Source organism: Afifella sp. H1R (assembly GCF_021462425.1).
Classification (GTDB): Bacteria; Pseudomonadota; Alphaproteobacteria; order Rhizobiales; family Afifellaceae; genus Afifella; species Afifella aestuarii.
In genome coordinates this window covers 82,077-94,608 of sequence record NZ_JAKEDY010000001.1, presented here as the reverse complement: position 1 = coordinate 94,608, position 12,532 = coordinate 82,077, and the positions used below count along the sequence as shown (strand labels likewise).

Annotated in this window: 13 protein-coding genes; all 13 read left to right on the top strand. The window is 61.9% G+C overall.

The window, feature by feature from the left end; all coding sequences use genetic code 11:
• Positions 1-18: 18 nt before the first annotated feature.
• Complete coding sequence (locus L0F51_RS00535) at positions 19-729, top strand: cyclopropane-fatty-acyl-phospholipid synthase family protein (protein ID WP_234627466.1); 711 nt, start codon at positions 19-21, stop codon at positions 727-729.
• Positions 730-1,283: 554 nt separating this feature from the next.
• Positions 1,284-1,553, top strand: a complete 270-nt coding sequence (locus tag L0F51_RS00530) for a hypothetical protein (RefSeq protein ID WP_234627465.1) — start codon at positions 1,284-1,286, stop codon at positions 1,551-1,553.
• 492 nt (positions 1,554-2,045) lie between these two features.
• Entirely contained in the window at positions 2,046-2,873 is an 828-nt protein-coding gene (locus L0F51_RS00525) for a hypothetical protein (RefSeq protein ID WP_234627464.1), read from the top strand.
• Entirely contained in the window at positions 2,870-3,187 is a 318-nt protein-coding gene (locus L0F51_RS00520; RefSeq protein ID WP_234627463.1) for a hypothetical protein, read from the top strand. Before L0F51_RS00525 ends, L0F51_RS00520 begins: the two co-directional genes overlap by 4 nt.
• 110 nt (positions 3,188-3,297) lie before the next feature.
• On the top strand, positions 3,298-3,630 hold the full coding sequence (locus L0F51_RS00515; protein WP_234627462.1) for a DUF6634 family protein: 333 nt from the start codon (positions 3,298-3,300) through the stop codon (positions 3,628-3,630).
• Entirely contained in the window at positions 3,627-3,770 is a 144-nt protein-coding gene (locus tag L0F51_RS00510; RefSeq protein ID WP_234627461.1) for a hypothetical protein, read from the top strand. Before L0F51_RS00515 ends, L0F51_RS00510 begins: the two co-directional genes overlap by 4 nt.
• A 66-nt stretch (positions 3,771-3,836) precedes the next feature.
• Positions 3,837-4,136 carry a hypothetical protein gene (locus L0F51_RS00505; protein WP_234627460.1) on the top strand — a complete coding sequence of 100 codons (300 nt, stop codon included), beginning with the start codon at positions 3,837-3,839 and terminating at the stop codon, positions 4,134-4,136.
• Entirely contained in the window at positions 4,108-4,527 is a 420-nt protein-coding gene (locus L0F51_RS00500) for a hypothetical protein (RefSeq protein ID WP_234627459.1), read from the top strand. The genes L0F51_RS00505 and L0F51_RS00500 overlap by 29 nt, the downstream gene beginning before the upstream one ends.
• A 116-nt stretch (positions 4,528-4,643) precedes the next feature.
• Entirely contained in the window at positions 4,644-5,036 is a 393-nt protein-coding gene (locus L0F51_RS00495) for an AAA family ATPase (protein ID WP_234627458.1), read from the top strand.
• 39 nt (positions 5,037-5,075) lie between these two features.
• The gene (locus tag L0F51_RS00490; protein WP_234627457.1) at positions 5,076-5,312 is read left to right on the top strand and encodes a hypothetical protein; all 237 of its coding nucleotides are present in this window, start codon (positions 5,076-5,078) and stop codon (positions 5,310-5,312) included.
• A 942-nt stretch (positions 5,313-6,254) separates the two neighbouring features.
• Positions 6,255-7,385 (top strand): hypothetical protein, encoded by a 1,131-nt coding sequence (locus tag L0F51_RS00485; RefSeq protein ID WP_234627456.1) that lies wholly within the window; start codon positions 6,255-6,257, stop codon positions 7,383-7,385.
• A 475-nt stretch (positions 7,386-7,860) separates the two neighbouring features.
• Positions 7,861-11,331: a DEAD/DEAH box helicase gene (locus L0F51_RS00480; RefSeq protein ID WP_234627455.1), complete on the top strand. Its 3,471-nt coding sequence runs from the start codon at positions 7,861-7,863 to the stop codon at positions 11,329-11,331.
• A complete protein-coding gene (locus L0F51_RS00475; RefSeq protein WP_234627454.1) occupies positions 11,309-12,439 on the top strand; it encodes a DUF1998 domain-containing protein in 1,131 nt (376 codons plus the stop codon). The genes L0F51_RS00480 and L0F51_RS00475 overlap by 23 nt, the downstream gene beginning before the upstream one ends.
• Positions 12,440-12,532 lie beyond the last annotated feature (93 nt).

Here is a 12,532-nt window from a genome sequence, read left to right as displayed (position 1 = left end):
AATGAAGAGGCTCGACCGATGACATCCTCATCCCACGCCAAGTTCGATCCGGATCGGGCTCGCGAATATGGGGAACAGGCGCGGATCGCGCTTGCCGGCTACGACGCCTGCCACGAGCTCTGCGCCTGCATCCTGTCGGCCGCCTTGAGCGGGCGTAAGGAGCGACGCGTGCTCGTTGTGGGAGCAGGCGGCACGGCCGGTGAGATCATCACCGCCGCCCGGCTTGAACCGGACTGGCGTTTTGTTGCGGTCGATCCGTCGGAGCCGATGCTCGCACTGGCGCAATCGCAGGTCGACGCTGCGGGAATCGGAGATCGCGTCGCTTTCGTTCGCGAGGAGGTTTCCGCCCTCCCGCGCGAACCTCAATACGATGCCGCGCTCATGATCGGCGTGTTGCACCATATCCCTGAAAGCGGAGACAAGGCACGGCTGTTGGCTGACATTGCCGGCAGGCTCGTTGCTGGCGGGTCGCTCGTCCTTGCCGGAAACTGCAGGGCCTATGACAGTGAACCGCTGCTTCAGGCCGCCTGGGCAAACCGCTGGCGCCTTCACGGTGCCTCCGAGGAGGACGTCGAGGTCAAGCTGGCGCGCATCAAAGCGGGGGCCGTCCCCCCGGAATCCGAGGAGGCCGTCGCCGCGCTTCTCGGCGAGGCCGGGTTTTCTATCCCTAAGAGGTTTTTCGCCAGCCTCTTCTGGACCGCGTGGCATACACGCCTCGAAGGTCATTGACCGATAAGCGGGCCGGAGACGGCGGCTTACGATCGGGTGGATTGCCCCGCCAAGATCTGCGAGGCAACATGTCGGACCGATTTCCCGGTCCAAGCGGATGGGGCGACCCCATTGCCAGCCGAGTTCACGACATAACCCTCGCGTGTTGTCGCAGGGCCGGTCGGAATTCGGATGGGCGCATAGAAGCAGCTCCAGACCACGCGGCACGCGAATCTCGGACCGCCCGTCCGTGCCCCTCACGGCCTGCCACCAGACGCCATGCCTCGTTCGCTCCGGGCACTTTGGCAGACGCCGACACCCGAAACCGTGCAATTCTGAAATTTTATGAATGACTTAGGTATGGCGGAGAGGAAGCGAACCTCTCCCAAAACATACTCAAGTATTTGACCTAGATGCGGAATTTTTTCGTGACTGGGGACACAAGTGGGCACACAAACGGGTACATTCGGTCAACAGAATGGGGCGTGTGGGGTCACTACGCTGCATGGTCAAAAGACAGAAGGCCGATCTATCATTGCGTGTTCGTTGCCCTTTAGATCGACGAGAGGCGGCCAATGAAAAACGTTTGGAGGGTTTATCGCTCGGACGGACAGACACAGTCACTCATCGGCGAAATGCCGTCACAGACGACGGAAAAGGAGATGCTGGCCGTTCTTCAGCGGTTGGTATGCCGCGAACTGAATGACGAAGAAATCCTGCTATCATCCCTCCGCAGAGGAAATCCGAGCCGCCGCGCGCTCCTTGATCGGGTCGGCCAAGGGTCTCCCATCCAGTGGGGTGACAATCCCTTCGTTTTTGCTCGAATCGAAGAAGACGCCGCATAGCGGCGCATCGATAGGGGGTCCTCGGCAGCAATTCTCCGGCCGACGACTTGTCGATCGCTGGCCGTTAACCACGTACTAACGTACTGAGCTCACGTACAAAATCGGAGCTGCTACATTCCTTTTGCTCTCGATAGACGGGAGCGGAATGAGCGGCCCCGGCGCTGCGCCAACAGCGACCGGCGGCCTGACCACACAAGCAGTTGAGGTGCTTGCAATGGCTGACAGCCTTCTTAGCCCGAGATGGGCTTTTCTCGAAATCCCCTTGTCACGTGTCCGCTTGCACGGAATGCCCTCGACGGCTCCCGGCGCGGCTTCCTCGGCGTCGCCGGGCCGCACCCACCTGCGCGCCTGACGCAGCTTCCCCTTTGATCTGACGATCGGACGAGAGCGGCCAGCAGACGGCTGACGCCCGGCAGATTCCTCGGACATTGCAGAAGCCCTCCACCCGACCACCTCTGCGGCCGGGAACGGCGGCGGCTGCGCGTGTTCTGAGTGATCCGCTGCGGACACCATCCCCCGTCCGCCGAAGCCGCAACGAGCAACGGGATCGCCGAGGAGGCGGCAACGACTGATGCCGCACCGGCCGCGACCGCCATTTCCGATGTCCAGCCGGTCGGCGCTCCCACCAGCACCGACGCCAAGGGGATGCCCGAATCCGGGTACGATCCGGCAGGCGGGGTTCTCAACCTCAGCGCCGAAGATCTGGCGCCGCTGTCGCTCTGTGCTGCCGACCTCGGCAGTCTCAGCGTGATCCGCAGGCTGGACGCCATGTCCGGCCCGCTCTCGGCACGCTCCGCAGAGACCGTGGTCGGCACGGCCCGCGCCTTTGCCGTGCCCTTCCGGCACTTCGAAGCGTTGCGCGAATTTGGTGTCAGGTCCGGCGAAGCGGTGACCTACATCCTCGTCGGTCGCAAGGACGGGGAGACGCTCGCCTATGTCGGCGAGACGGGCGACCTCATGAGACGCCTGGACCGGCACAAGCACGATAAGCAGAAAGCTTTCGCCGAAATGGTCTTCGTCGTCACCTCGAAGAGCGGCCTGAACTCCAAGGATCTGGCTCGGCACCGGCAGGCAAAATATGCGGCCTCATCGCCGCTTCCGGCCGGGCAAAACTCGTCGGCGCGCCGCCGGAGGCAGCAGAGCTTCCGCCCGTCTTCGCGGCCATTGCGGAGCCGCTCCTGGATCAGGAACGTCCCCTCTTGTGGGACCTTGGGTGCCCTTTGCTTGAGCCCTCACTGCGCCACCCTGCGCTCGGCATCGTGGATGCGGAGGCTGCCGATCCCGCCCTGGTCTCGCCCGAACAGGCGAAGCGCCCGATGATGGAGCTCGCCTACGCCGATCTCTTCGGCCGGGGGCTTGAGTGCGACGGTCTTTTCATCGTGCTGCCCGGCTCGGAGGTCCGCGTTCTGGGCGAAAACGGCAACGAGGAGAGCAGCGTCCGGACCCGCCGCGCGATTCTGGAGAAGCGCGGCGTGATGACGCCGATTCCGGGAGTGACGGACCGGCAGCGGCTCAATTCCGCAGTGGCGTTCTGGTCAAAGTCGATCGCCGCCAGGGTGCTCGCCGGATCGCATGTGCCAAGCAATGTCTGGCGCCCGATCCATGCCTGGCGGTCTCTCGAAGTCGTTGAGTAGATCGGGTCGCGTCTTAGAACTCCCCAACACTCCACAGCACGAGAACAGAACCGGACCGGCTGTCCCGGTCCGGCAGGAACAGCTCGTCTCCTCTTCCGAAAGACATTGCCATGTATATCCTCGAACCGCAGGGCTTCACCACGCCGCTTGGCCGCGATCTGGAACGCGCCGAGGGTCTCGTTGCAGACCTCCGTGCCCTGCATGCAGGCCGGATTCCGACGCCGCAGGACCTCATTAACGCGCCGCTGATCGACCGGTGGTCGCTCGTCACGATCCCCGGCACGGCGCTCATCGGCCATGTCTTCGGCCATCCGCTTCCCGGCACGCGCGAAGTCCTGACTTCCGCCGTCTGGGTCGCTGCACCCGGACATGGATTCGTGAGGACGCTCTCCCGGTACTACTGCCTCGGCCTGCCCGCCGACGAGGCGGAGACCGGCTCATGAGCGACGACAAGAAAGGGAAGAAAAGCGCGCTTGCCGACTTCGCCAACCGTCCCGGTCGCGATGACGATGATGACGACCCGGCTTCCCCGGTCTGGCCCGACCCGGATCCGGAAGGACGGGAGCGGCGAGAGCGAAGGTGATTCCGGCGCGAAAAGGCCACCACGGAGAGGCGTCATCTTCTCGACCTTGCAGAGCTGATCCTAGGCATGGCCTTCTTCGGCAACGACCTTCCCGCCGACGTCCAAACCTGGGCGGAGCGCGTTTACACACTCATCCCGGAAGACGACCGCCGTGATCATCAGGCGCTGCGCGAGCATCTGATCATCCTGACCGTCTCCGCGAGCCTCTACGATCTCAAGGAAGCTTCCGAAGCCTTCCGCAGGGCCGGGAAGCTGAAGCGCATCGACAAGGCGGAAGCAGCGATGCGGCTCGACTATTACCTGGCATGTGTGGGCGACCGGCACACGCCATGGCGCATTGCCGGAGAGGCGATCTCGCGCGCATGACCGAAAAACGCCGCAGGATCAGGCGCTGGACTACGCGATTGCGGCGGTCGGCTGGCTGCTCCATGCTGGGCGCTACGAGCCTCTTTCGGCCGACCGGCTTGCCCGGCAGCCTTCCCGACCACGATCGAGTTTCCGGGCCGACGCGACCGATCTCGGCCTCGATCTCCTGGAGCGCATTCTCAACGAACGCGAGCGGCGCCTTTTTCGGCGCGTCGAGACCTATTTCAAGCAGCTCTACGAACCGGACAGGGTCGGCATTTCATCGCCACCCGGCACCGGCAACGCCGGAGCTGGCGACCTCCGGCCGGGAGAGCCGGGCTCGTCGTGTTCCGGACGGTCGGCAACATGGAAACGTCGCAACGCGTCGGAAGGGAGTTCGCCAGGCTCCTGAACAAGCGGCTGCGACTTGCCCGACGACCGGATCTGGCAACCGTCTCAAAAGCTCTCGCGGACGAGTTTCCGCATGCCGCGGAAATTATTTCCGCGATCCCGTCGGAGCTGGTGCCCTTGGACATTGTCCGCCTCCGGCCGATCCTTCTGGTCGGCGAGCCCGGCGCAGGCAAGAGCCGCTTTGCCGAGCGGCTCTGCGATGCCCTTTCCCTCCCACACGAGACGTACTCCTGCGGCGGTGTCGGCGACGCTGCGCTCGGCGGAACGGCAAGGCGCTGGATGTCGGCGGAGCCTTCCCTCCCGGTCAGCCTCATCCGGCGTTTCCGGCACGCCTCGCCCGGCATCATTCTCGACGAGATCGAGAAAGTGGGCACCGGTTGTCATAACGGGAACGCCCTCGATGCCTTATTGCCGATGCTCGAGCCGCTGTCGGGAGCGCACTGGTACGACCCATATATCCAGGCGCCCGTCGACCTGTCTCATGTCGTGTGGATCGCCACCGCGAACTAACTCCGAAGTCTCCCGGGCCCGCTCCGTGATCGTTTCCGGGTGTTCCGCTTCCCGAAGCCGGGACCTGAGCACCTCATTCCTCTCGCCAATCGGCTGATGGCGGAGATCATCGTCGAGCGCGGACTGGACCGGCGCTGGGCGATCCCCTTCGACGGCGAAGAGCTGGAGGCGCTCCGCGCCGCATGGCCCGGCGGCTCCGTCCGCGTCCTGCGGCGGATGGTAGAGCGGCTCCTCATGGCGCGTGACAGATGGAAGGCGGAAGAGGAAGTGCAGTGAGGGGCGCCAGGATCAGGCGCTCCGCCCACCGGCTGAGGGTTCCCAAAATCCGCCGCGGAAGCCGGATAACGTGCCTGCAACTCAGGATGACTTGCGGACATGCGTTTCACGATCCCGAGGCAAAAGATTCAGAATCTCCGCATCTTTGATTCGAAGATTCCAACTATTTGTTACGCTTCTCTGCGCATTTGTTCCGCTTCCCTAAGACTTTCGTTTCACAACTTGCTGGTAAAGCATGATAATTTACGGGCACGTTACGGTCACCTTGCGGCGAGGCGATTGCTGCGTGGCGAATCCCTGCTCCGGCGAGCCCCGGACCGCAGAGCCGTTCACCGGCTGGGCAGGCGCCTCGTCCCGGAGGTGCCGAGGAGCTCTGGCAGGGTGGGCTGGCCCTATCGCCTGACTTAACCGGCAGCGTGTCAGTCCCTCACCGGGGGCGTGCTCCGGGTACTCCTCCTTACGAAGCGCATCTGCTGGCGCCCCTCCTCGCGCCGTTCGTCACCTTGTAGCTGACGGCCCCGCCTCCCCGTTCCTTATGCTCGTTTCCCCGCTCCCTGCTCGGGCGCCCTCGCCCCTGCGCGTGAGCGCCTGGACCAGCCGTCAACTTTCTTGGCGCGTGATCGATTCCCCCCATTACTCCGTGGTTTCGCAACAAATGCGCAGAGTTCTGAATCAAAAATCTCGGGGCCCGACTAAACAAATGTCCCGGGGTTCTGAATCGAAAGTCTCGGGGCCCAGTTCCTCCGCGCCCGCAGGCGTGCGTCGACGCGGATGCCATGTGGAAAATTAAAATTAAACTGCACGAATATTTATCTCACAGAGCGTCAATGACTATCTCGGACAAGCTCACACAGCCCCATGGGGTCAACCCCTAGAATATGAGCCGCGAAAAATTAGAATGCGACCAAACAAAATCTTTCACTTTTATTGGAGTATCTCTAAATGGATGCCAAGTTCGAATACGGCCTCTTCTCCTCCAAGGAGGCCAAGCGTTTGCGTGAGCTGAAAGAGAAGAACCGCTCCATGGGCCGGGCGAACACGAAGGAGGTGTTCGAGCGGGCCGAGACGATCGAGGAAGCCGAAAGGCTGATCCTCGGCGAGGGCAATGACGCGGACGGCAGCAGGACGCGGCTGTTCGCCCGCTTCATCGAAGACGAATGCGAGATCTGCCCCCGGCACGAGCGGAACTACCGCGCGGTCCTGCGCAATCTCAGCGCTTACTGCAAGCGGGTGATCGAGGCGGCCGTTCCGCCCACGGTGCTCTACAATATCGCCAGCGCGCCGGCAGAAACCGTGGAGACTGTCGTCGCTTCCTTCGAGGCGGGCAACCCGCTCAAAGTCGACGAGGTGAAAGTGCTCTTGCAGACCGGCGAACCCGCCGCCGAGGACGATGGCGATCCCGGCGGCGTCAAGGCGCTGCGCGACCACGCGACGAAACACGCTCGCTCCCAGGCGGACGTCGTCACCGGCGCACTGCTCACCATTTTGGAAGCCGTGGTGACGGCGCTTGAGCCAGCCACCGACAAAAAGCGCGTCGAAAAGGGCAAGCTCGCTGGAGAGATCGAGATCCTCGCCCGTCTTGCCAATCGCCAGATGAAGGAACTCCTCTGCGGTCTCAGCACGGAGAGCTTCCTTGCCTCCTATGGCGTGAGCGTCGGGCACAAGGAGTGCGCGTCGGATGCGTGGCGCAGGTTCCACAATCTGGTCTACCAGCTCGGCGGCAAGGACAAGTGGCCGGGCGTGACGGAGCTTGTTCCCTGGCTCGTGGACGAGGTGGTGCCCCAGCTTCTGTGGGCACTCGACGGCGGCGTGCCGAAGAAGCTGAAGCGGCACGCCTTGGAAACTGTCGAAGCCGTTCGGGAGGCGCAAGCGAAGCGCAAGCCCGCGAAGGGCAAGGCAACCATCGCTCAGCCCGCGACGGAGCCTGAGATGCCTATCGACATTGAGCCCGAGGCGGCAGATGCGGACAGCGAAGCACCGGCCGAGAAGGCGAAGTCGGCAGCGCCTACCCGGAAGACCTGGACGCGGCGCGCGAAGAACGACAACGCCGAGGCGGCAACCGCCGCTGCGTGATCACTTCCGGCGGGCGGCGCAAGCCGCCCGCGTCTCAACGATGGGCGGTGCTCAGGCTTCGCAGCAACTGATTTCCCTGGCTTGCACCTCGCCGACTGCAGCACTCGGGCACTCTCTGCGGCCGTTACCGAAACTCGGCCGCGGCTCCCTCCGACTGTCGGGCGGACACGCTTGATTTGACGACCACCTCTGCCGGCGGCGGCGGAACCGGCTCTTTGTCCGCATACTGATGATCTCGCACTGTAGTCCCGCAGAGTCGGAACTCTGCGGACGACGCAGCGCATGTGGGCATTTGATATCAACATCAGGGGCTGAACGAAGCGCCACGACACTTCGTAGCGATGGTCGCTGGTACAACCATCGGGATCCTCGTGCTAGCCTTCACACCGATTTATGCACCTAGACCTGACTGAGCGGACTTGGTCAAAGCTACCGCCCGATACGGCGGCTATTGCTCCCACTGCAGGAATTTTCCATGAAAGCATTTGCCTTTGACCATCATCTAGTCAGCTCGTACGAACGGTTCTCACGCTCCTTTAGCACCGTTCGTTCGACGGATCTCAGTGCAGCAATCGACGCACAGTATGATGCAGGGCGGTTCTGGCCTGATACCCTCCTCTCCTTGAACCCCAGATACCTTTCAGGTCCCAGCGTGGATGACCTCGTCGCCTCGGAAGATCTCGACGAAGGGGTTGGGCGGGTATTCCGGTTTGGCGAAGAACCTTTGAGGTTTCACCGGCACCAAGCGGAATCGATTGCAAAGGCAAAATCCGGAAAAAGCTTTGTCGTCACGACAGGGACAGGCTCCGGTAAGTCGCTGTGCTTCTTCGTGCCGGTCGTGGACACAATCATACGCGCGCTGCGCGCAGGAAAACCGCGAACCACCCGAGCAATAATAGTCTATCCAATGAATGCACTGGCAAACAGCCAGCTGAAGGAAATCGAAAAGTTCATTGGACAGTCGGGGCTACCTAACGGACTGAAACCGGTTGTCAAACGATACACAGGCCAGGAAAGCCAAGAGGAGCGTCAACGAATCGCGGCCAGTCCGCCAGACATCCTACTCACCAACTACATGATGGCGGAACTCTTTCTGACCCGCCAAGACGACCTAGACGCCCAGGTCGTCAAAAACGCGACCGGCCTTGAATTCATCATCCTGGACGAACTCCACACCTACAGAGGTCGCCAAGGTGCAGATGTGGCGGTACTCGTTCGACGGCTACGGGATCGATGTACCCCGAACAAAGCTCCGATCTGTATCGGCACATCGGCGACGATGGCTTCGGAGGGAACCGAGGAAAGCCGAGCGGTTGCCGTGGCAAAAGTTGCAGCCAAGCTCTTCGGCTCCGAGATCGGTCCAGACGCAGTCATCGACGAGTCCCTTCAGCGAGCGACTGACGACACCATCACTCTTGCACAAGCGACCACTGCGCTCGCTGATACGCTGCAACATCCAATTCCGACAAACTTGGACGACGAGCAGCTCAAGAAGCATCCGCTCGCGGTATGGGCAGAGCTTGCGCTCGGACTCGATGACGGGCTCGAGCTGAAGCGAAAGAAGCCTATCCCGTTCGAGGACGCCGTCAAACGGCTTACCGAAGACAGCGGGCTCAATGCAGAGCTGTGTCGGAATCAGCTCGAAGGCTTCCTGACACTGGTAAGCCTTCCAGAAAATCAGCGCGGTGGGACCGGCGAGGGAGCGTTCCTCGCCTTCAAATTGCACAGGTTCATTTCCGGCGCGGGTGAGATCTTCACCACGCTTACGGACAAGCCACGCACCGTACTGTTCGAGGGTCAGCTCGAGGACCCCGACGCTCCAGGAAATCGGCTTTACCCAACACGCTTCTGCAGGAACTGCGGACACGAATACCACGTCGTCACGAAGAACGAAGACGACGGTCACATCAGGTTTCTCCCTCGCAACATCGACGATACACCGCTGGAAACCGAAGACGATGATGATGTGGCGGGATATCTCTGTCCGGTTCCGGCCAATGATTTCGATTTCGCCTTCGATGGTGACTTGAGCGGCTATCCTGAGAGCTGGCTGGAAGAGCGCAACGGCATCGAGCGGCTTCGATCCTATCGCAAGAAGCGCGCGCCCATCTCCTATGTGGTGACGCCAGACGGTCGCCATGGCGCTGGTGGCAGAGAGTTCTGGTTCATCCCTGGAAAGTTTGCATTCTGCCTCTGCTGCAAAGACGAGCCCAATCAGGGGATGCGCGAGCGCAGCAAGCTAGCCGGCCTGTCCGGGGAAGGGCGGAGCTCCGCGACGACGCTTCTCGTATCCAGTGCTCTCGAGTGGATGAACAAGCCGACGAGCGGCGTTCCAGAAACGAAGCGAAAATTGCTGGGGTTCACTGACAATCGGCAAGATGCTGCGCTTCAGTCCGGCCACTTCAACGACTTTCTGTTTGTGAGCCTTCTACGTGGGGCCATTCTCCGGGCGATAATTGCAGCAGGGCCCGAGGGCCTGACCGAGGATGAGTTCGGTCTCAGCGTCGTCAAGGCGCTTGGCTTCACGTCTGCAAACAAGGAGGCGCGCGCCCACTGGATGCTCGATCCATCGGCTGGCGCCGTCATTCAGGAAGACGCCCAGCGCGCACTCGCAAAGGTTCTGGCTCACCGAGTGTGGACTGACCTCCGCAGGGGTTGGCGCTACACCAACCCCAGCCTCTCCGTTCTGAAGCTTCTCGGTGTTGAGTTCGTCGGCGTCGCCGACATGGCATCAGACCGGGAAAGGCTGATGACAGTCCTGCCCGAGCTCGGCAATCAAGCAGAAGAGCAGAGAGCCATTCTGCTGAAGAGCGTGCTGGGCGCAATGCTCGAAGGGCTGGCCGTCAATACGGAAGCCCTGGATCTGACTGTCCTGGATGGTGTCGCGCAGAAATCACGTTCGCTGTTGCGCGCTCCGTGGGCGATAGATGCCAAGGAGAACCCGCGCGGACGGTCGTCGCTGCTTCTGCGTGCGCCCGGAAAGAACGCCGTGGGCCTTCGTGAGGAACAGACCCTCCTTCGCGCCGGCCATAACTCGCGCATTGCGCGGCTGATCAACAAGAAGAGTCTGCTGGGCACGAAGCTCGGGCGGGATGACTATGTTGAGTTCTTCTCACGCCTGCTTGAGCTGTTCGCTGATGAGGGCCTGATTGTCCCGGTTGAACTAGAAGCTGATCTCGCAGGCTGGCGGCTGACCCCCTCTGCCGTCCGCCTTGTGCCCGGGCCCGCGCTTTCCGACGAGAGCAAACGGGGAAACCGATACTTCCATAAGCTATACGCTTCAATTGCGCACGATCTGGCATCGGGTCATAGCGCCTATTGGGGACTGGAAGGTCGTGAGCACACCGCACAGGTTTCCCAAAGGCAGCGGGAATGGCGCGAGTGGCGCTTCAGGTGTGAAGATGATGATCTGGAGAACCTCAGCACCTCGGAGTACCGAACAGAAATCAAGGCGACCGGGGAATCCGACCAGTTCCTCCCTGCGCTGTTCTGCTCACCAACGATGGAGCTGGGGGTCGATATCTCTGCTCTCAATGCGGTCTACCTAAGAAACGTCCCGCCCACGCCCGCCAACTACGCGCAGCGCGCTGGCCGCTCGGGCCGGTCCGGCCAGGCAGCGGTTGTGGTGACGTACTGCGCATCGGGTTCTCCACACGACCAGTACTTCTTCGAGCGCCGCAATGACATGGTGGCAGGTATCGTGCGCCCGCCTGCTCTGGACATCACGAACGAAGAACTGGTCCGCTCGCACTTGCACGCGGTTTGGCTCGCTGAGAGTCGCCTAGCCCTCTCGCCGGACATCCCGGACATCCTCGATCTTGGTGGCGACCGCAGAACTCGCTACCAAGGACATTTACATCTGTGCGAACTGCGGAGCGTGCCACGAGGGAGAGGTGGAGCGCTGCCATGGCTGCGATGCGCACATGGCCGGCGAAGTACCGATTAAACGGACGCTCCGCATCAACAACGTCGAGGCCGCGCCCACGGAGCGCATCACGGCGAACGATGAAGAGCGCGTGCGGCAGGGCTTCGACATCCAGACCGTATTTGCTTGGCCGAAGAAGGACGATCAGCTCCAGGTCACGAACGCGGAATTCAAATGCGGCGAGACTTCCCTGCTCGCACTGCAGTACGCCAACAGCGCCGAGATAAGCCGTCTGAACAAGGGCTTGAAGCGTCGGAAGGATCAGACGGTCTTCGGTTTCAACATAGATCCACGTACCGGCTATTGGGCGAAATCAGAAGACGAGGATACTGAGACAGACCCTCCACCAGACGTGGTCAAACCAGTTCGGATCGTGCCGATCGTGAGAGACCGCAAGAACGCGCTCCTCTTCCGTTTCAAGAAACCGGGAAACTTTGCCCAGAGCACGATTACGACCGTTCAGCATGCGCTTTTGCGAGGCATCGAGGTCGTCTACCAGCTTGAAGAGGGTGAGATCCTCGGCGAGCCGCTTCCAGCCCGCGACAACCGCCGCGCCATTCTTGCCTACGAAGCAACGGAGGGCGGCGCCGGTGTGCTTACTCGTCTGATGGATGATCCGGAGGCGATCAGCGAAGTCGCACGGACAGCTCTCGGGCTCATGCACTTCGAGAACATCGACGCGGCAATCGCAAGCGGAGATGCCGAACTGCTGACCGAGAAGCCAGACGAAGCCTGCGTCAGAGGCTGCTACCGCTGTCTGTTGTCATACTTCAACCAGCCGGACCACGAGCAGATCGACCGCGGCAGCGGGGAAGTTACCCAGCTGTTGGTTGATCTCGCGCGTGGTCACACAGTCGTTGAGAGGCGAGCTGCGCCCGACGGGGCCTCGTCGCCGTGGCTGGAGGCTTTTGAGGCTGCTGGTCTCCCCCGCGTCGACACCATCGGCGTCAGCTTTGCCGGTGAGGAAGCCGAATTTGCATGGCGGGGCCACTTTGTAGCTGCCACCAGCCAGGGGGTTTCCTCAGACATGGCCAATGAAGCAGCCGGCAAAGGTTGGGAGCTCGTAGCGCTGCCAGCATCGGCCGAGGGCGGCATCCCCAAACAGCTACTTGATCTATTGCGGGGGTAAGCATCGTGCTGAGTTTCGCACCTGGCGATTTGGTTCGAGCCAGAGGCCGCGAATGGGTGGCTCTCCCAGCGCCACGCGACGGGGTTCTTGCGC

Excerpts from the sequence above, each read along its gene's own strand:
- L0F51_RS00520 (WP_234627463.1), top strand. The coding sequence starts at position 2,870 with ATGATGGAGCTCGCCTACGCCGATCTCTTCGGCCGGGGGCTTGAGTGC.
- L0F51_RS00535 (WP_234627466.1), top strand. The coding sequence starts at position 19 with ATGACATCCTCATCCCACGCCAAGTTCGATCCGGATCGGGCTCGCGAA.
- L0F51_RS00530 (WP_234627465.1), top strand. The coding sequence starts at position 1,284 with ATGAAAAACGTTTGGAGGGTTTATCGCTCGGACGGACAGACACAGTCA.
- L0F51_RS00485 (WP_234627456.1), top strand. The coding sequence starts at position 6,255 with ATGGATGCCAAGTTCGAATACGGCCTCTTCTCCTCCAAGGAGGCCAAG.
- L0F51_RS00515 (WP_234627462.1), top strand. The coding sequence starts at position 3,298 with ATGTATATCCTCGAACCGCAGGGCTTCACCACGCCGCTTGGCCGCGAT.
- L0F51_RS00510 (WP_234627461.1), top strand. The coding sequence starts at position 3,627 with ATGAGCGACGACAAGAAAGGGAAGAAAAGCGCGCTTGCCGACTTCGCC.
- L0F51_RS00505 (WP_234627460.1), top strand. The coding sequence starts at position 3,837 with ATGGCCTTCTTCGGCAACGACCTTCCCGCCGACGTCCAAACCTGGGCG.
- L0F51_RS00480 (WP_234627455.1), top strand. The coding sequence starts at position 7,861 with ATGAAAGCATTTGCCTTTGACCATCATCTAGTCAGCTCGTACGAACGG.
- L0F51_RS00475 (WP_234627454.1), top strand. The coding sequence starts at position 11,309 with ATGGCCGGCGAAGTACCGATTAAACGGACGCTCCGCATCAACAACGTC.